Below are 19,069 nucleotides of genomic sequence, written 5' to 3' on the forward strand. Positions count from 1 at the left end.
GAAAAGAGTATTTAGTGATGTTTAATAATCCTGAACAAGCGATTTTAAAATCCTGGGATACCAATGCCAAAGCCTGGACGCAGGCGGTGCGCAATCGTGAAATCGAAAGTCGTAATCGAGTGACCAACCTAGCAATTGTCGATGCGATTTTGGCACAGGATTTTCAATCCATGCTGGATGTCGGCTGTGGCGAAGGCTGGCTGATACGCAAAATCGCCAGCACCAGGCCTGGTGCAAAGTCCGTTGACTATATGGGCATCGACGGCAGTGAGGATTTAATTCGCCTGGCGCAAAAAGCCGACCCACGCCATACCTATCTGAACCTGACTTATCAGCAACTCCATCTTGATACCTTGCCGCGCAAGTTTGATTTAATTGTCTGCAACTTCTCGCTATTCGGTAAGGAATCGGTAGATGATTTGCTGATTAAGCTAAAAAATTTGCTGACCGAAAACGGACGGATTTTAATTCAAACCCTTCACGTTGCAGACGAAACAACAGGCTGGCAAGCCGGTTCGTGGCAAGGCTTTTCCGAACGCTTTACCGACCCAGCGCCCTGGTATAAACGTAACCACCAGGCCTGGTTGCAAACCTTTGAACAAGCAGGCCTGGTGGTTAGCAAGCACCGCATTACCCAAGACCCCAGTAGCTTGCAAACTTGTTCGGTAATATTTATTCTCATTGCATCAAACCACAGTGCAGAATGTGTAGAAGACTGGCTTGATGCTGAGGAAGCGAGACAATGACCGATACCCGCATTTGTTTTATCGGCGATTCGTTTGTTAACGGTACAGGCGATGAGACGATGCTCGGTTGGGCGGGTCGATTGTGTGCGTTAGCGCAACGCAACGGCCATAACATCACCTATTACAACCTGGGGATTCGGCGTAATACATCAACAGATATTCTGCAACGCTGGCACGAGATTGCGTTACGCCAACAGCCAGATTGCGACAATCGGATTGTATTGTCGTGCGGCGTGAACGACACGACGCTGGAAAACGGTGCGTTACGGGTGGAATTTGAAACGTCTTTGCAAAATATGCGCGCGCTATTTGCGCGTATGCAATCCTCACCAGGCCTGGTGATTGGCCCGCCGCCGGTGGATGATCATGCGCAAAACCAACACATCCAAACCCTATCCAACGCCATGCAAATTGAAGCTGAAAAAGCCGGACTGCCGTTCACTCCGTTGTTTGATGCCTTGGTTCAAGACCAAGCCTATTTAACCGAAATCGCGCAAAACGATGGCGCCCACCCAACCTCAACCGGCTACAACAAAATGACGCGGCTTATTTTGAATTCCGGCAAATGGTGGTTTTAATCAATAAAGCTGTAAACTTTTAAATTCGCAGGTCATTATGGATTTTTCGATCAGTTGGATAAATGGCGTTTCGCTGGCTTTGGCGATGTTAGTCATGGCGAGCTTGCCGAGCATCAGCGTGTTTTCGGTGATACTGCGCGCCAGCCAATTTGGTTTTTGGCAAGGCGTGTTCACCGCACTGGGCATTGTTGTGGCGGATATTTTATTTATTGTGCTGGCGTTGTTTGGGCTGGTGTGGCTGGTAGAAAATGTGGCGTGGTTGTTTCAGCTTGTGGCCTATGTGGGCGGAGGTTATTTGCTGTGGCTGGCTTTGCGCCTTTGGCAGTCCAAACCCTTATCAACGCAACTTCAAAACGCCAACCCTTCCTCTTTGGCGAGTTTTAGCTTAGGTTTGAGTCTGACTTTTGCCGATCAAAAAGCGATTTTGTTTTATTTAGGTTTCTTTCCGGCGTTTTTGAACTTAAACCACATCACCCATTGGGATGCAGGCCTGGTGGTAATGTTGGCGATTTTGGCGGTCGGTTTGCCTAAAATCATCTATGCCTATTTAGCCGCGCGCGGATTCAAGTTATTGGCGAGAGATAAACAAACGCTCATGTATAAAATCACCGCCCTATTGCTTGCACTTGTCGGCGTGTTTTTAATCGTTAAAACAACAGCAACCCTTTTCGACTAATCTTCGAGTAAGCTTGATGTATATCGAACACGCCCCGCCTGATAATACAACACTATCACGCCCTTAACCCACCACAACATCACTTGCAACAATATTTTTCCCGATTGAATGCTTGTGCTAAGATGTAAGTCTATAACTTATATGCAAGGGATGGCATGACAATGGAAGCAATCATTCAGGACAATCGTTTTTCTGCATCCTTAATCACGCAAGCGGCAAAACGCAAAAAATCGCGTTCAAACCCTTTTATCAGAATCGGTTTTAGCTCAGCGAACAACATGGAAATTGACCAAAATATTCGCTCCAACAAGATACCGCTAGAGGTGATTTCAAAACTCAGCAAAGAGCTGGACTTGAATGAGCAACAGGTTTATTCGTTGGTGAATATTTCGAGTTCGACTATTTCAAGACGTAAGAAAGAAGGCAAAGGATTAAAGCCTGACGAGGCAGGAAGGGTTTACCGAATAGCCGCCATTATCTCGCTTGCAGAATCAACACTGGGTGAACATGAACGTAGTATTCGCTGGCTAAAAACACCGGCTAAATTTTTGGGCGGAGCGGTGCCGCTTGAACTGTTGGAAACCGAAGCCGGAACGGATGAAGTCAGAAAACTTCTCCTAAGAATTGAGCATTCGGTTTATTCGTAATGTTGGTTTATCGTCTAATCAAAGAAAAATATTTGGCTGACCCTTTAAGTGCCGAAGGCTCGGCCAAGGTGGGTGGGCGCTGGAATGCCGAAGGCACACCCATGCTTTATACCAGCGCCAATGCGGCGACTGCAAAGCTAGAAATCTTGGCAGGTGTGAATGAATATGCCACCTTGGCAGAATTTAAGCTGGTTTGCCTCGAAATTCCAGATGACAACCTATATATGATGACCCTTGACGAGCTGGTTAAGGCTCAAAAAACAATGGACAGTGCGCTGGCTTGGGATGCCGATATACGCCCAGAATTTACGGTGGACATAGGTGAAACATGGTTCAGCAGCATGGAAACCTTAGCATTAGGTGTACCTTCATCCTTAAGCCCCCATGATTACAATATCCTCATCAACACAACGCACCCGGATTTTGAAAAAGTCAAAGTGCATAAAGTGACGAATGAAGGAATGAGCCAACGCTTAATTACTCGAGACTAAGAGTAAAAAGTGACACAGCGAACGAAACAATTTAGCATTCCATAATGCTACGGAATGTAGATTCCGTTGCGTTAATAGTTATTTCTAGTGAAAGCTTCTGGCACTATTACTGAGTAAATGACTCGGTAATTATCCGAATGAAGAAGAAAACCACAATTAAATCATAGGAAATTAACGAAACGGAGCCAATCTATTTTGGGTGTCTTGTTGGTATACTAAATTAAACACACAAAAACGGCAGAGCGCCCTCTAAAGAGCACTCTAGTTACACTCAAAAAAGCTATAGAGTTTTAGTACAGTAATAAAAATCAACACAATCATACTCACCAGAAGCCAGTCTTAGCTTAGCCTCTTCCACAGTCGCGGCTGGAGGTACAATCACTTTTTCACCCGGTTTCCACGCTTCTGGCGTTGCAACACCATGTTTATCAGATGTTTGCATTGCTTGAACCATACGTACAAACTCATTAATGTCACGACCGTTAGACATTGGGTAGTAAACCATTGCACGCAACACTCCCTTGTCATCGATCACAAAGGTAGCGCGAACAGCTGAGGTATCGGCCGCACCAGGGTGAACCATCCCATAAGCTTTAGCTACTTTCATATCCAAGTCAGCGATAATCGGAAAGTTAATATCGACACCAAATTTCTCTTTAATATTAAGCACCCAAGCATTATGCGAGTGATGGCTATCAATTGAAAGCCCTAACAACTCAGTATTCAACGCTGCAAAGTCTTGTTGACGATTAGCGAACGCGATAAACTCAGTGGTACATACTGGTGTGAAGTCTGCAGGATGTGAAAAAAGAACCAACCACTTACCCTTATAGTCAGCCAGCGATTTACGACCATGAGTTGTCACCGCATTAAAATCAGGTGCAGCCTCATTCAAACGTGGAAAAACAACCTGTTCTTGATTACTATCAAAGCTTTGCATATCTATCTCCTTAAAATGAAAATAATAACAACATCAAACTAACTGATGTGCCTATTAATTTAAATAATTACAAACTTTATTGCCAATTAAAGTTTAGTGACGTATTAATAGTCAAATACTATCACAGTTTAAGTATTGATTTACAGAAGCATTAATAATTAAATAGAGAGCTTTGCAAAACTAACCTATTCCCCAAGTTAAACTTCCAAATTCGACTTTTTTGAATATGCATTTTGCATTTTAGTCCTTTTTTAGCCCAGTAAGGGGCGTTTTGTTGGTTTTTTGTGGGTGTATCCTGTTTTTTGGATACACCCACCTCTTGCGCCTTAGCGCTGTTTTATTACAGCCGCTCGTTTTAGGTTGTAACTGATACACATCAATGTCAGTTTAGCGGCATTACGTGCTAACCCGTTATAGCGGGCTTGTCCCATGCCGTAGTGTTGTTTTAATATCCCAAAGGTGCGCTCTACGATGTAACGCACTTCAGAGGCGAAGCGGTTGTGTTGCTTTTAGTGTTCGGTTAAGGGCGTGTTACGGTAAGCACGGTGCAGGATGTTGTTTTTGATCTTTCTTTTTTTGAGCAGTGTATCGTGCGCTTGGCTTTTGTAGGCACTTTGTGAAATATCAGCGAAATTTTGCTCACCACAACGCTTAGGAAACACGGTTGTTATGGTGTTGAAAACGCCATAACAACCTGCTGTACCGCCTCATCAGAATCCGCCATTTCGGTCACCAAAACCTGGATACCGTCATGGGTTAAACGCTGGTGCAATCCATCGCCTATTCCTTGAGTAATCAAGCAGTTAATCCCGTGTAACGGGTGATCGGGATGGCTAGATAATGCGCCGGAAAAATGACGAAACACCTGGTCTTTGGTGAGTTTTATATGCTGTTTGCCGTGTAGTCTGCCTTGTTGAATGTCATACACGAGATAACCCGGGCATTTGCCAGCATGGCCGGAAATGCTTTTGCCGTTTGGGCTGGTAATAGCGATTTTCATATTTCTCTCTTTTAACGATAAAACAGCGCCAGCGGCGTTTTTCTGGTAGGTCGATACTGGCGATCTGTCGTCACCACCACGGTTTTGGCTCGACTTAAACATTGACCCGAGTTTTGATGCCGAATTTCCTGATGAAACGCATAACGTACTTTGCTCAACGCCACGACGTGCACGGCAATCGAAAACAGGTCATGCGCCTGAATCGGGGCAAAATATTCAATTTCAATTTTCTGCACCATCAAGTTAATCCCTTCTTTTGCCAAGGCGGCAAAATCAATGCCCCGAGCTTTAAGAAAGCAATGACGGGCATGCTCAAAATAATGCTGATAATGCGCATTATTGACCACACCTTGAATATCACACTCGTGGTCACGCGCTTCTAACGTGACCTGATACAGCGTCGAGTTGTGCATTAATGATCCACGCAAATTTGTTTGTTTTTTACCGCCTGCCCAGTTTTATAGGCCAAATACACAATCAACAGCATTAATAACGTATGCAAGAAATAAGCGATGTATTGAAAGCCGATCTGCCCGCTATGCGCCGCCATAATGTAACTGGCAATCACCATCGCCGCGACCGGGAAGGTATAAGCCCACCAAGAAAGCGCAAAATCGAGTTTGGCGAACTTATGCAGTGACACCAACATCAACAAGGTCATCGCAATGCCAAAGAAATACAGAACCATCGCAAATTGATTGAGCTGATTATCGTTTAATGCCAAGTAAGAAATAAAACCGACCGCAGGAGGGGCAATAAAAATAAACAACGTTGGAATTAAACGTGCCTGCATCGGCGCGTGGAAAATAATACGGTTTATAACCACCGACTTCACCACTAGCCAAAAAACCAAACCAATTGAAAAGAAAAACCAGTTGAGTTCCATTGGCGCATGATGCACCCCCGCAATCGGCACGACAATATTACCGACAATCGGAATAAACCAGGCCGGACTCGAATGCTCAGGGGTAAAAAAGTCGTGATGCACCCAGTTATGCAGCACCCAATAGGTCAATGAAATTTGCATCACTGCGCCGATAATCCATAAACGTTGAGATATTTGCACCAGGTCTAACGCGTAAAACGCCACACTCAACAGCAACAGGCTGATACTGATAGCGGGTATAAAATTCATCTTCACCGGATGCTTCATCTCCGCCTTCACTTCCGGAAAAAAGCGAATTGTTTTATACAGATAGACACCAAGAAGCACAACCATCAAAACCGCCGCAATAATCACATTGCCAATCGCCACATTCGTAAATATCGGCGCGGTTTTACTCAATTGAAGAAACGCGATACTTAAACCGGTCACACCCATAATCATGCCAAAAAAACTGGCGGGGAAATACGCTATTCGCTGCAATCCATTAATCATATCTATACCCTCATTAACTTAACTAATATTAAATTATATTTGAAGCAACCTGAAAAAACCATGACTAAAGTATGACGCTACGCCACGAATTGTATAAGACTGCTTTAATTCTCACTGAAGTCAACGACAACCTAATCGAAGTGCCCTTTACAATAACATCCAAATACACATAGACTATCGAAGACCAATAAAACACAAATGTCACGTTATCGAACGGCGTTGCTCTGCGTCTGCGGGCTGACTTTATGCCCTCGCCATGCCAATAACCATCGCTAAAAATGGGGAAAAGATGGATTTTTCAATGAGTTGGATGAATAGCGTTTCGCTGGCTTTGGCGATGTTAGTCATGGCGAGTTTGCCAAGTATCAGCGTGTTTACGGTGATACTGCGCGCCAGCCAATTTGGTTTTTGGCAAGGCGTGTTCACCGCACTGGGCATTGTTGTGGCGGATATATTATTTATTGTGCTGGCGCTGTTTGGGCTGGTGTGGCTGGTAGAAAATGTGGCGTGGTTGTTTCAGTTTGTGGCGTATCTGGGTGGCGGTTATTTGCTGTGGCTGGCGCTACGCCTTTGGCAATCCAAACCCTTATCAACGCAACTTCAAAACGCCAACCCTTCCTCTTTGGCGAGTTTTAGCTTAGGTTTGAGTCTGACTTTTGCCGATCAAAAAGCGATTTTGTTTTATTTAGGTTTCTTTCCGGCGTTTTTGAACTTAAACCACATCACCCATTGGGATGCAGGCCTGGTGGTGATGTTGGCGATTTTGGCGGTGGGTTTGCCTAAAATCATCTATGCCTATTTAGCCGCGCGCGGATTCAAGTTATTGGCGAGAGATAAACAAACGCTCATGTATAAAATCACCGCCCTACTGCTGGCGTTGATTGGCGCGTTCCTTATTATTAAAACCACCGCCCTGTTTTTTGACTAACACCAGGCCTGGTGGTGGCATATTAAGTAGTAAAATAGACCAGATTTTCTAGCAATTTAAACACTGCTATCACTTTATAATGTGAGTACAGCATTTTTAATGTGTAATCACGCGGAGTTGATCCCAACCGCCTAAGTAGTTAGCCGCCATTTTCGCCAAGCACCGACTGAAGGAAATAGTATGGCACAGCAATTTAACGCTTTAAATGACAAGTTGACAGATTTTATCCAACAGCAAAAAATCTATTTTGTCGGCACCGCCACCAAAGATAGTCGCGTGAATGTGTCGCCCAAAGGCATGGATTCTCTGCGTGTGATGTCGCCCAATCAAGTCGTTTGGTTGAACGTGACCGGCAGTGGTAACGAAACCGCCGCCCATGTGCAACAACAGCCGCGCATGACGTTGATGTTTTGCGCGTTTGACGGTGCGCCATTGATTTTGCGTTTATATGGCACGGCCAAAGTGGTGCATCGCAAAGATCCGCAATGGCAAGAACTGTATGGTTTGTTTAACCCATTGCCCGGCGCACGCCAGATTTTTGTATTGGACATTGATTTAGTGCAAACCTCTTGCGGTATGGCGGTGCCGTTTTTTGATTATGTGGAAGAGCGCGAGCAATTAAACGAAGTCACCGCCAAACTCGGTGAAGAAGGCGTAGAGCAATATTGGATTAAGAAAAACCAAACCAGCTTAGACGGCGCACCCACGCATATTGTTGAGAAGAGCATTTTTTGAAAATTATTTGTCTAAATTAGTGAAAAGCTGAAAGCCCAGTTAACTTTACATCACCAGGCCTGGTGATTAGGCTACAATCAAAAAAAACTTTGTTTAACCCAATGGAGACATCATGCGTTATCTAATCAGCCTATGCCTGCTAGGTTTTAGTTTAAACACTCTGGCAGAACAACACAGTTTTTTAGAACGTCAAACAGATCTTCAGCAAGTTGGACAGGTTGCGATTGAGCGCCAAAAACCGGTGATGTTATTTTTTAATGCCAACTACTGTCGACCCTGCGAACTACTTAAACAACGGGCGCTGTTTGCACAACTTCGGTTTAATCAATTTCCTCAAGGGGTGCAGTTTATTGAAGTGTTTATAGACAGCCAACAAGCCCTAATCGACTTTTATGGTGAACCTATCTCGGCTGAAGATTTTGCTCTGTTCTACAATGTTGCCGAATTGCCGACTCAGGTGTTTGTTAACGGTGAAGGACAAGTGGTCGCACCACCGATTATCAACAACGGTGCCTATGAGTTTTATGGTAAATTGGTGAATGCGCGTATTGAGCGCGCTTTATCCAATATGCAGCAAGCTGAATAATGCAAAAATAGAAAAAACCCCGCCAAACACATTCAACGAGGCTTTTAGCATCGTTAGACGTTAATGAATCGTTATATGATTGATTATGTGGAGTCGTCGTCAAAAACGCCATACCATTCGCCATGAGATGTCCTCGGCGCAGGCACAGTGCTTCGCTCCGCCAAGGCTTCGCGGGATAATTTTGCCAACTCGCGTTGCTTGCGTAAATGCGCTATAACCCTAGGTTCGTGTCAATTTACCTTGACCTTGTTCATCATAATTCGTTACATTGGTCTGTGAACACCCTATTTATTTTTTGTGTCTTTCCGCCTTGAAATTTTGGCGGTTGGCTCGTCAAGAGGAGAGGAAAATGAGTGATTTACAAGGTAAAGTGATTGCCATTACCGGCGGTGCCGGCGGCATTGGAGAGGCGACCGCACGCATGGCCTATGCCCAGGGTGCAAGTGTGGTGATTACAGATCGTGAAGCAGCGGCAGTTGAAGCCATTGCCAAATCGCTAGGCGAACGCGCGATTGGGCTGGCGGTGGATGTCACTCAACGTGAAGACAACCAACGCATGGTTGCAGCGGCAACAGAGAACTTTGGCCGATTGGACGCGGTGTTTTTAAACGCCGGGATTGAAGGCGAAGTTGGCCCGTTTGACAGCCGTTCGGATGCGGCTTGGGAAAAAGTGTTTGCAGTCAATGTACATGGGGTGCGCTTTGGAGTTGAAGCCGCACTGCCCGCCCTGCGTACAGCCGGCGGTGGCAGCGTGGTCATCACCTCAAGTGTTGCCGGGGTGCGGGGTGCGGCTGGTTTATCGCCTTATGTCAGCAGCAAGCACGCAGTGGTCGGCATGATGCGCTGTTTAGCCGCAGAGTTGGGGCCTGAAGGCATTCGGGTCAACACCCTGAACCCAGGACCGGTGGATAATCGCATGATGCGTTCAATTGAAGAACAAGCCAGCCCTGGACATGGTAAAGAGGTGCATGATGCCTTTGCCGCTAAAGTGCCGCTGGGGCGTTATGTGACCAACGAAGAATGCGCCGCGATGGCTTTATTCTTAATGTCCGATGCCGCCTCCGGCAGCAATGGCAACACCTATTTTGTTGACGGCGGTTATTGCGCGCAATAACTAATCTTCATAATTCTTGTCAATTCTGCACGTCACCACGGGACAAGAGACTTGATCCAGATGAATAAGAGTCTGCATTTCGTTTAGCGTAGATTGATAAATACGATGGTTTGGCGCTAGCGTATTGGCGCAACGTGCTGCTTGTAATGCGGCCTGCTCGCAAGATTTTGCCTTTAATGCATAGGCCCAGTTATTCCATACCTGGGCTTCTAAGGGATGGCTTAAGCTAAGTTGCTGAAAGACCTTTGAACTTGCTAAATAGTCGGCTTGCGCATAAAGTAAATTACCCAAGGCCATGCCTAAACCAACCGATTCAGGCCAAGTTTGAAAGCCGGTACGATAAGCGATCAATGCCTTATCCGCCTGCCCGGTTTGCTCTAAATCAAATGCGGTTTTCAACCAGTCCAGTGGATTTGCCGTTGGCGGAATTTGATCGGCTTCAACAATCACTATGCCCCAATAGTCAGCTCGACGCCAAGTGCGCTCAAAAGTGGTCAAGGTCGTCAGCCAGCGCTCGGTTTCACCTGAACGCAAAATTAACTCATTGCGCTCTAGATCATAACCCATGACCACCGCATAATGCCAAACGGGAGCCCAATTAAAACTTAAGTTTTGCAGGATTAAAACCGGATTGCCCGCCGACACTTCCGTTAATAATGCTTGCATATTGACGGCTAAGGGATAAGGCATTAACCCCTGCTGTCGCACCGCTGCAATCATATCGATCTGTAAACTACCTTGCTTTTGCGGGGTATAAACCCGACTGACCAGGTCGTCCGGCAAGATAGTTTGCCCACGATACTGGAGTAAAGTGGCTAACGCAGCGGGACCACATTGATATTCAGCTTGGGGATAAAAAGGCACATCCACTAATTCAATCGACGTTTTTTCCAACGACAAAGAACTTGGCTCGACCTTTAGCAGACTGCAGCCCACTAAAAACCAGGACAAAAAAATGCCCAGTATTAACTGGGCACTTAGTTTAAATTTTGACCATCTCATCAATTGACCGGTCTAATAAATGGAAAAATATCTGTTGCTCCAATAACATCCGTAATAACAAAGATCACAAAAACCAGCGCAACTAATCCAACAATACCGCCGCCTGCAGGTAAATCAGCCATCTTTTCGTTTAGTTGCATCACCTCGGCATCCGTCATAGCCGCAACACGCAGTTGAACATCTTGTGCTGAAACCCCCATTGCCATTAGCTGCGCTTGAACGTCGGCTCGCTCTAGCATTGTCGTAACAGTTTCACGTTCTAACGAAGACTGTTGCGCCCCCACAACCTGGCCTGTTGATACCATAGCCGCCTGAGCAGGCAATACCGTCATTCCCATAAATGCCACTAACATCAACCAACTCGTAAATTTACTTTTCATAATCCAACCTTTTTTTAAAAAAAACACTACTGCTAGTGTTATACCAAACAAATCACTTTAATAGTAGTTAAATAAAAAGTGTTTGTCATGAATACACTTAGATGAAGAGTTTTATCTGCAAATGATACCGTCAACCCATCACTTAACTTCAGTGCGCTAGACCAATCACTTCCGACACAATCGCCAAACTCAACAATATCCATACATTCACTTTAATAGTACCTTAGTTAAAAATTGCCACGGATACTGAACGAGGGCAGGAAAGGAAAACCTTGTACCTTGTCCGGGTTATTAAAATTGCTGTAATCGGCCTCATAATCCAGCCCGACCACGGCGCTGTCAGGTGCAATCACTGCACCTACATTTAACAACTCAAAACGCAGATCCATATTCCAGCCATCAAATTTGATATTACGTTCCATCGACAGGTCTAACCTTGCATTTACCGGCAAACGTTTAGAATTTGTTTCACCGTACGTCGGTTTCCAATAACAGTTATCCACTGACTGGCAGGCCTGGTTATCCGTTACCCGTAATTCTTCACGCCCAATAATTGGCGTATAGGGTCGGCCTGACTGCAGCTGAACACTCGCTCCCCAAACCCAGTTGGACCAGCTACCGCCAAAAGGCTGCGCCCATACCAGATTCAAGGTATGCGGTTGGTCGCCATCAAACAAGCGATCCGCACTAGGGTCATCTTTGTCACTGCGCTTGGACTCTAAATAACTATAGCTTAACCAGCCATAACGTCGGTCTTTAAAGTTACGTTTAATCAGCACGTCCAAGCCTTGCGCCACGCCTTCACCGCGATTAGCATAGTTTTCAGGTGATGACCGAGACACCACTAACTTGGTCATGGGTTTTTGATAGAGTTCAACCTGGGTTGACCAAAGCGGAGTCCACTCATGCTTCACCCCTAAGATTCGATGCTCCGCTTGGGTCATCACCAGCTCAGGATTGCCTATATCTTTTGAGATTTCATTGCCTTGCGGTGGCTGAACAAACCGCCCCCAGCTGGCAGTCAAAATCGTTGCATCTGCCCAGTCATACTCAAAGCTAACACGCGGCGAAATTTCGTGATAGGTATCACGCGCCCAGTCATAATGACTTGAGCGCACCCCAAACGTCGCAAATAATCGTTCGGTGATCGGGCGCGATAACTCAACATAGGCGGCCGCTTCATAGCCGGAAAATTGCTCATCAATCAAATTCGGTGAACTGTTGGTTAAGGTACAGTCCGCTTGACCTTCTCGGCAAGGCTGCCCAATGTAGCCCGAAATATCGAAGTCATAGCGATACAAATCCACCCCTGTTTTCCAGCGGTTATCGCCCTGAAAAACCGCCCATTGTGGCAAAACAAACGTGGTGCGTCCCTGTTGTTCAAAGCCATAGGACTGCCCTGGATTCAGATCACCCGCTTGCTGCGTGCCTATCACGAAATCATTGGATGTCATCGATACCCCAAGGCGAATCAGCTGTTCAATATCCGGCGTTAAGGTTTTTGCCCAACGCAAGCCAAGCGTTTGAAACGCACGTTGGCTACCTAAATCACCCAAAAGTGCTGGATCTTGTAACCGTTCTTTTTCATCACGAATATCGAAGCGTAATTGATCATCTGCAGCAAATAACGAGAGGTCAACAAACCCATCTTTTAGCTCATGCCGGTACTTGGCTTGCATATCCCAAAACTGCGGAAACTGGGTATAACGGTTATCCGAGTCGGAACCTAGCGAACCTGTGGAAGGCAAAAATAAGTCAATATAGCTGCGGCGCACTGCAAAAAACGCTGAACCGTTTTCAGACGTTGGCCCTTCAATCCTTGCCGATGAATCATAGAAACCGACTTGATAACTTTGGCTAACACGCTGCGCATTCGGCTTACGGGTTTGCACATCCACCACGCCCCCTAAGCGATCCCCATACTCAACACCAAAACCACCCAAGTAGGTTTTAAAATTATCAATTAAATCAGGATTCAGTACCGAATAAATCCCGCCAAAATGATAGATATAGCCAACCGGCAAACCATCAATCAGAATTTTGTTTTCATTCGCATTCGAACCTCGAACATAAAAGCCAGGTGTTCGGCCTCCGCCACCATTTGCCAAAGTAATACCCGGCAGTGTGCGTACCGCACCAAGCGGGTCGCCTTGAGTCCCCGCCACACCTTTTAACTCAATAATATTTAATTGAATTTCTGAGGGTGCCGTTTCTAGCGTCGAAACAGAAGGCACAACCTCAACACCAGGCTGCAAATTCTGGGTTTCAGAAACAACTTGAACCTCTATCGTAGAGAGTTGATTGATTTCTTCAGCGCTTACCCTCGTCACCATTAGGAATAATCCAAAAAACAAAAAAATCATTCTGTTTCGATAATCACTCATCAAACTCTCCAAATGTAAACTTACCCGTCTTTAAACCAACATACTGTTTATATTAAAAATCTAAACTCAAATACAAGCTTTATTTCCATACTTATTCAACAAATAAAACCTTACTGGTCATTAATTTTTACCAAGCTGTACTGACTAGATAGGTTACCTGTTATAGGTTGTCCCTGCTGATCTAACAACCAAAGACGATTTTCGCCCACAAAAAAACCAATTTTCTCTTGTTCATGGCTGGTTAAAAACACTCGCTGCCCATCTTGGGCCCAAATAAAGTGACCCTGATCTGAAAAAGGCGTCATCGATTTTCCTAAATAAGTTCGAGTAAGTTTAAATAGATGGTTTTGTTTCAATTCGAGTTGCCAAAGAATCGCTTCACAATCCGCACAAGGTAAGGTTCCTTGATAAAGCCCAGCCCAATCTAAGGCGAGTTGACTAGTATGGTGATCAACTGGAGAACGAACGCTTGAACACCCCAATAAACTGCTCAACAATGCTGCGAAAACAATCACTTGCCAGGCAGATAGCTTTCTTGCTATATGATTCATAAATATCCCTTATTTTACCTAAACGCTTTAAAGGCTAAATTTTAAAGCCTAAACAATAAGTCGTCGGGTTTTATTAGACCAAATTCATTACTTTAACCTTGCCTGCCAATTCGATATTGGTTACATTGTTGGTTCATTTACAGGACAACAAGATGAACTTACCAAATTTCAATGACAAGCATTTGCCACTTATTGCACACCTAACCCACCCTGATTTCGACTTCGAGCTGACCGCTTGGTTAAGCCAATTACCTGCCGATGATCTAGAAATGGGGTTCGAGATTTTACGTTATTTCCACCAACAAGGTGCAAAAGATAGCTGGCTTCAATCTGAAGGCTCAAAAGCTAAAGAGCGGCTAGAGACAAACGCCGCTTACCAGCTTGGCAACCAAACCGCCAGCGAACAAAACCCGATAGAAATTCGCGTCAAAAACCAAGAACTCTGTACAAAACTAAACCCCTTTAACGCACAAACCCAAATCAAGCAACACCTGGCTTGGCAAGATGGTTTTTTAGATTGGGTTGAAACTCAACTCGGTGAGTCTTGGTAATTCACAGCATCCCTTTAAACTGATAGCTAAAGTTCGAGGCTGCATATTAAATAATCTGCTAACGACGTTCTGTTTTATTTAACGCCATTTGAAGCTGCGCCAAAGCAATGATCGCCTGTTCAAAATCAGGGTTATCGAGTGCATTAACCACCGCTTGCCATTGAGGGTAAAACTCCGATGGCAACTTCTCCTTCAGTGAGGCTAATTGGAGCTCATCAATATACTCGTTTGCGGTGAGCTGTTGTTTGAGCTGCTCTAATTGCTCAAGTGTTACCTGCTCGACAAACGGGACATCGACTGGAATATTCGGAACGCTTACTGTCAAACTCGCTAGATACGCCCTAATTTCTGTTTGCGTTTTTTGTAACGCTTGCTTAAATTCAGCTATCTGCTCATCCGTCGGGCGCTGATACTGCTTGAGTTGCAAATCGATTTGCTGGCTAAGGACAAACAAACCGTTAACCGCAAGGTTTCCGGCGACACCTTTAAGAGCATGGTTTAGTTTTTGTACTTGATCAAATTGATCAGACGCATCCGCCTGCTTCAACTGCTCAAGCATTAGCACCACTCGACTGAAATCCTGCTCAATTTGTTGATCCAACCTTTGCAGCAACTTTTGATACAACGCCTGATTGCCTACCAGCTGCTCAATGCCTGCTTGAATATTCAACATCTCACCCAGTTCGCTTACAGCCTGTTGATCTGAAAAAACATCTGCATAGAGATCAACCGTCTGCGCCCTAGCCTTGTCGGCAATTAAATAACGACTTAAAACCTGCTTTAGCTCTACTGAGTTCAGTGGCTTGCTTAAATGATCTTGCATTCCGGCGGCCAGTGCTTTTTCGCGATCCTCAATCATCGCCGCCGCCGTCAAAGCAATAATCGGGACTTGCGAATTGAAGGCACGAATTTTTTGCGTCGCTTCATAACCGCCCATCACCGGCATTTGAATATCCATTAAAATCAAATCAAATGCCTGCTGTTGGGCTTTTTCCACTGCAACTTGACCATTTTCAGCCAGTTCTACCACCAGGCCTGCTTTCTTTAATTGTTCCGCAGCGACAATTTGGTTGATTTCATTATCTTCAACCAACAGCACCCAGCCTTTAAAGTAGGCGTTCTCACCGGAATCACTCGTCTGAACCTGTGATTTTTGCTGAACAAGTGCAGCGGAATCACACAAAACAACTGGTAAGTCAAACCAGAAACAAGACCCCTGATCGACTTGGGTTTTAAATGCGATCTCTTCTGCGCCCATTAATTTGACTAAGCGCTGGCTAATCACCAAGCCTAGCCCTGTGCCACCGTATTTGCGGGTCGTGCTGGTGTCGGCTTGGCTAAAAGCTTTAAATAACTTGCCCGCCTGTTGTTCGGTCATACCAATTCCGCTATCTTCAATCGCAAAACGTAACCAGGCCTGGTTATTCCCATCCTTGCGCAAACAACTCACACTCAACTCTACTGAGCCTTGTGCAGTAAATTTAATCGCATTATTCATCAAATTCGACAACACCTGATGCAATCGCAACTGATCGGTTACCAAACATAATCCTTCATTGCCCTCGGCATCAAACACCAACTTCAGGCCCTTTTGTTCCGCGCTATGCGCAAACAAGCTGTGTAAATGATCCAGCAAAGTTGAAAGCAAAAACGGCTGAGAATCCAACGCCATCTTGCCGGCTTCAATTTTAGAGAAGTCTAAAATATCGTTAATAATCCCCAACAACAAACGCCCGGAACGATTCACCTTCTCCAGCTTATCACGCATTTTGCTGGGATCGGTTTCACTTATGCCTAACTCGCTTAAACCAATAATGCCATTCATCGGCGTGCGAATTTCATGGCTCATATTAGCCAAAAACTCTGATTTCGCTTTATTGGCAGCTTCGGCTTCTTGGCGTGAGGTGTCTAATTGCGCGGTGCGCTCCTGCACCCGCGATTCCAGAAGTTCACGATCCTGCTGAATGTGTTCGGCCATACGATTAAAATCACGTGCCAATTGTTTGATTTCTTCTGAACCGGATTCCGGCGCACGCTGAGTTAAATCATCCGACTCCATTGCTTTTGCAACCCGCTGCAATTGACGGATCGGGGTCACTAAACGATTGCCAAATACATAGGCGGCCACGCCAAATATCAACATAAACAGCGCCATTAGGATAAACGCCAGGTTACGCTGTTGGTAAATCGGCGCAAAGGCTTCATCCGCATCCACCTTCACCACCATGCCCCAATGGGTCGCCGGTAAAAACCGCGAGGCGGATAACACCTCTATGCCGGCATAGTCATAGGTCAAGGATTCTGTGCGCTCACCCTTTAAAGCTGAAATCATCGGTGGCGGCACCTGATTCAGATCGACCAACCGCTGAAAAGCCGCGTCAGGGATATGGCGCAATTCAGACAAATACAAAACCTGATCTGTTTGTGGCTGACGCTGCGCTAACACAATTTCCGCTGTGTCCCCTAAACCCGCACGATCAAGCGAAATATCCATCAATTTTTTGACATCAATTTGCAACGCCAGCGCGCCTAAAAAAGCACCCTCGTTTACAATCGGACTGACTACAAAAATCGCCACCTGTTCTTTAGAGGGCTGATAAGGTTCAGCACGAGTGATTTGAGTTTGCAGCAACGATGACACATCGCGAAACGCCTGTGCCAAGGCCGTTTCTTTGTAAACGCCGGTTAATAAATTAGTTCCTAAATCTGATTCTCGCAAGGCAGAAAACACCACATCACCTTGGGCATTGACCAATAACAAATCATAATAGCCGCCGTCTTCATACAACACGCTAACATCTCTTAGATAGAGTGCGGCCTGTTTTTCCCAACTGTCAGAGTAGAGGGAATAGCGAGCAAACTGCGCCATTGCATCATAGGTACAACGCACATGCGCAATATGCCTTGCGCTAACAATACGCTCGGCTATAAACTGATTAACCTCAACCATCTTACGATCGGCTATCGCCGATAAATGATTTAACGCGGTTTGCTGCAAGCCGCGTTCAACATACATGCTGTTAATACTGAAAACACCGACCATCGGCACCACGGCCAACAGCGTAAACCCAAGCATTAAACGCGGCAATATTTTTGAAAAGAAACTCACAGCCCTAACCTCGCGCGCGCCTGCTCCCAATCATAGCGAGTTCGATAAGTTGGCCAGGGTGTTGGACGGATTAAGTGATCAGTGACATAAACCTGTTGATATTGACCGTCTGGCTGGACATGACCAATACGCAACTGACGCCAAAGATGACGATTGGTGCGCTCAACCACCACCTTCGAACCTGGCGCAGGCATCGACAAGCTTTGCAAATACACATTGTTGACTTGGCGCGGATTTGCCGACTGCTCGTAAGCCACCGCCCTTGCCCAAAGTTGCACACCAAGATAACTGGCTATCATTGGGTCGGACACCGGCAAGTTCTCGCCAAACCGCTGTTGATAATTAGCAACCAAATCCTGTGTCAATGGGTCAGAAAGTGATTGGAAAAACCCCCAGACACCGTAATGTTGTGTTAAACGCCCACCGCCCCACGCTTGAAGCTCGGGCTCGGCGACACTAAACGACATTACTGGAATATCCTGCAGACCTGACGCGACTAAGCCATTAAAAAACGCATGATTGCTATCACCGTTTAGCGTGTTCAAAATCACATCGGGCTTAAGTAATTGAATTTGCTCAATCAGTAAATCAAACGCTTGATTACCCAGCGGCTTGTAGAATTCAGCCACAATCTCGCCTTGATTGGCACTAATCATGTCAGCCAAAATCATATTTGCAATCCGAGGAAATACATAATCTGAGCCCACTAATAGAACACGCGTGCCAAACTGCTGCATCGCCCAACGTGCACCGGGCACAATTTGTTGATTGGGGGATGAACCGGTGTAAAAGATATGATTGGATGCTTCCAGCCCTTCGTACTGCACAGGATAAAATAACAAATGATTATGCTGTTCAAAAACCGGCTTGACCGCTTTTCGGCAAGCAGATGTCCAGCAACCAAACACCACACTCACTTGATCATCGACAATCAACTTTTCTGCCTGCTGAGCCGCAATATCCGCATCCGATTCGGTATCCACAATCACCAACTCAAGCGACCGTCCCAACAGACCACCCTGTTGGTTAAGTTGCTCAACCGCCAGTTGAAGCATTTGCACCAACGGCTTCTCGCTGGTCGCCATGGTGCCTGTTAAGGCATGTAAAACCCCAACCTTAATCGGCGGTTGTGGCTTCGCAGAAACCAGCATCAGATAACCTGCGATCACAATAAACATCGACAAAGCTAGGCCTAAAGCCATTTTGATTGAAGGCTTTAAAAAGCCCGGGTAGGAGTTCATATTTTCACTATCAATAAGATTAAAACGCTGAG

The 19,069-nt window shown here is 45.6% G+C and carries 21 protein-coding genes; 10 read left to right on the forward strand and 11 right to left on the reverse strand.

The window, feature by feature from the left end:
• The first annotated feature begins 17 nt into the window (after positions 1 to 17).
• The 5 genes from JX580_RS09770 (at position 18) to JX580_RS09790 (ending at position 3,138) form a co-directional block, all read left to right on the forward strand.
• Positions 18 to 746: a class I SAM-dependent methyltransferase gene (locus JX580_RS09770; RefSeq protein WP_248851917.1), complete on the forward strand. Its 729-nt coding sequence runs from the start codon at positions 18 to 20 to the stop codon at positions 744 to 746.
• Entirely contained in the window at positions 743 to 1,324 is a 582-nt protein-coding gene (locus JX580_RS09775) for a GDSL-type esterase/lipase family protein (RefSeq protein WP_248850359.1), read from the forward strand. Before JX580_RS09770 ends, JX580_RS09775 begins: the two co-directional genes overlap by 4 nt.
• A 37-nt stretch (positions 1,325 to 1,361) precedes the next feature.
• Positions 1,362 to 2,000, forward strand: a complete 639-nt coding sequence (locus tag JX580_RS09780) for a LysE family translocator (RefSeq protein ID WP_248850360.1) — start codon at positions 1,362 to 1,364, stop codon at positions 1,998 to 2,000.
• A gap of 155 nt (positions 2,001 to 2,155) precedes the next feature.
• A complete protein-coding gene (gene parS, locus JX580_RS09785) occupies positions 2,156 to 2,647 on the forward strand; it encodes a type II RES/Xre toxin-antitoxin system antitoxin (RefSeq protein ID WP_248850361.1) in 492 nt (163 codons plus the stop codon).
• Entirely contained in the window at positions 2,647 to 3,138 is a 492-nt protein-coding gene (locus tag JX580_RS09790) for an RES family NAD+ phosphorylase (RefSeq protein WP_283103587.1), read from the forward strand. Before parS ends, JX580_RS09790 begins: the two co-directional genes overlap by 1 nt.
• Before the next feature lie 280 nt (positions 3,139 to 3,418).
• Here the strand turns inward: JX580_RS09790 and JX580_RS09795 are convergent, their stop codons facing one another.
• The 5 genes from JX580_RS09795 to JX580_RS09810 form a co-directional block, all read right to left on the reverse strand.
• Entirely contained in the window at positions 3,419 to 4,078 is a 660-nt protein-coding gene (locus JX580_RS09795) for a peroxiredoxin (RefSeq protein WP_248850363.1), read from the reverse strand.
• Positions 4,079 to 4,404: 326 nt separating this feature from the next.
• Positions 4,405 to 4,560, reverse strand: a complete 156-nt coding sequence (locus tag JX580_RS12000) for a transposase (protein ID WP_432758393.1) — start codon at positions 4,558 to 4,560, stop codon at positions 4,405 to 4,407.
• Positions 4,561 to 4,745: 185 nt separating this feature from the next.
• Positions 4,746 to 5,078: a NifB/NifX family molybdenum-iron cluster-binding protein gene (locus JX580_RS09800; RefSeq protein ID WP_248850364.1), complete on the reverse strand. Its 333-nt coding sequence runs from the start codon at positions 5,076 to 5,078 to the stop codon at positions 4,746 to 4,748.
• An 11-nt stretch (positions 5,079 to 5,089) separates the two neighbouring features.
• Positions 5,090 to 5,491, reverse strand: a complete 402-nt coding sequence (locus JX580_RS09805) for an acyl-CoA thioesterase (RefSeq protein ID WP_248850365.1) — start codon at positions 5,489 to 5,491, stop codon at positions 5,090 to 5,092.
• Positions 5,491 to 6,456, reverse strand: coding sequence for an SLAC1 anion channel family protein (locus JX580_RS09810; protein ID WP_248850366.1), 966 nt, complete (start codon positions 6,454 to 6,456; stop codon positions 5,491 to 5,493). Before JX580_RS09810 ends, JX580_RS09805 begins: the two co-directional genes overlap by 1 nt.
• Positions 6,457 to 6,745: 289 nt before the next feature.
• Between JX580_RS09810 and JX580_RS09815 the strand changes: the two genes are divergently transcribed.
• The 4 genes from JX580_RS09815 to JX580_RS09830 all read left to right on the forward strand — a co-directional run bounded on the left by JX580_RS09815 (position 6,746) and on the right by JX580_RS09830 (position 9,819).
• Positions 6,746 to 7,384, forward strand: coding sequence for a LysE family translocator (locus tag JX580_RS09815; protein ID WP_248850367.1), 639 nt, complete (start codon positions 6,746 to 6,748; stop codon positions 7,382 to 7,384).
• Between the two features lie 180 nt (positions 7,385 to 7,564).
• Positions 7,565 to 8,119 carry a pyridoxamine 5'-phosphate oxidase family protein gene (locus tag JX580_RS09820; RefSeq protein ID WP_248850368.1) on the forward strand — a complete coding sequence of 185 codons (555 nt, stop codon included), beginning with the start codon at positions 7,565 to 7,567 and terminating at the stop codon, positions 8,117 to 8,119.
• A gap of 112 nt (positions 8,120 to 8,231) precedes the next feature.
• The gene (locus JX580_RS09825) at positions 8,232 to 8,705 is read left to right on the forward strand and encodes a thioredoxin family protein (protein ID WP_248850369.1); all 474 of its coding nucleotides are present in this window, start codon (positions 8,232 to 8,234) and stop codon (positions 8,703 to 8,705) included.
• Positions 8,706 to 9,054: 349 nt separating this feature from the next.
• Entirely contained in the window at positions 9,055 to 9,819 is a 765-nt protein-coding gene (locus JX580_RS09830) for an SDR family NAD(P)-dependent oxidoreductase (RefSeq protein ID WP_248850370.1), read from the forward strand.
• Here JX580_RS09830 and JX580_RS09835 read toward each other — a convergent pair whose 3' ends face one another.
• The 4 genes from JX580_RS09835 to JX580_RS09850 all read right to left on the reverse strand — a co-directional run bounded on the left by JX580_RS09835 (position 9,820) and on the right by JX580_RS09850 (position 14,136).
• Positions 9,820 to 10,770, reverse strand: coding sequence for a PA2778 family cysteine peptidase (locus tag JX580_RS09835; protein ID WP_248850371.1), 951 nt, complete (start codon positions 10,768 to 10,770; stop codon positions 9,820 to 9,822).
• Between the two features lie 50 nt (positions 10,771 to 10,820).
• A complete protein-coding gene (locus JX580_RS09840) occupies positions 10,821 to 11,201 on the reverse strand; it encodes a DUF6627 family protein (RefSeq protein ID WP_248850372.1) in 381 nt (126 codons plus the stop codon).
• Positions 11,202 to 11,428: 227 nt separating this feature from the next.
• Entirely contained in the window at positions 11,429 to 13,585 is a 2,157-nt protein-coding gene (locus JX580_RS09845; RefSeq protein ID WP_248850373.1) for a TonB-dependent receptor plug domain-containing protein, read from the reverse strand.
• A gap of 110 nt (positions 13,586 to 13,695) precedes the next feature.
• Positions 13,696 to 14,136: a copper resistance protein NlpE gene (locus JX580_RS09850; protein WP_248850374.1), complete on the reverse strand. Its 441-nt coding sequence runs from the start codon at positions 14,134 to 14,136 to the stop codon at positions 13,696 to 13,698.
• 152 nt (positions 14,137 to 14,288) lie between these two features.
• Here JX580_RS09850 and JX580_RS09855 point away from each other — a divergent pair, with 152 nt between their 5' ends.
• The gene (locus JX580_RS09855; protein ID WP_248850375.1) at positions 14,289 to 14,687 is read left to right on the forward strand and encodes a hypothetical protein; all 399 of its coding nucleotides are present in this window, start codon (positions 14,289 to 14,291) and stop codon (positions 14,685 to 14,687) included.
• Between the two features lie 58 nt (positions 14,688 to 14,745).
• Here the strand turns inward: JX580_RS09855 and JX580_RS09860 are convergent, their stop codons facing one another.
• Both JX580_RS09860 and JX580_RS09865 read right to left on the reverse strand, forming a co-directional pair.
• Positions 14,746 to 17,796, reverse strand: a complete 3,051-nt coding sequence (locus tag JX580_RS09860) for a hybrid sensor histidine kinase/response regulator (RefSeq protein ID WP_248850376.1) — start codon at positions 17,794 to 17,796, stop codon at positions 14,746 to 14,748.
• Positions 17,793 to 19,037 (reverse strand): urea ABC transporter substrate-binding protein, encoded by a 1,245-nt coding sequence (locus JX580_RS09865; protein WP_248850377.1) that lies wholly within the window; start codon positions 19,035 to 19,037, stop codon positions 17,793 to 17,795. Before JX580_RS09865 ends, JX580_RS09860 begins: the two co-directional genes overlap by 4 nt.
• Between the last annotated feature and the right edge of the window lie 32 nt (positions 19,038 to 19,069).

Origin of the sequence: Thiomicrospira microaerophila (assembly GCF_023278225.1) — a bacterium.
Lineage (GTDB): Bacteria > Pseudomonadota > Gammaproteobacteria > Thiomicrospirales > Thiomicrospiraceae > Thiomicrospira > Thiomicrospira microaerophila_A.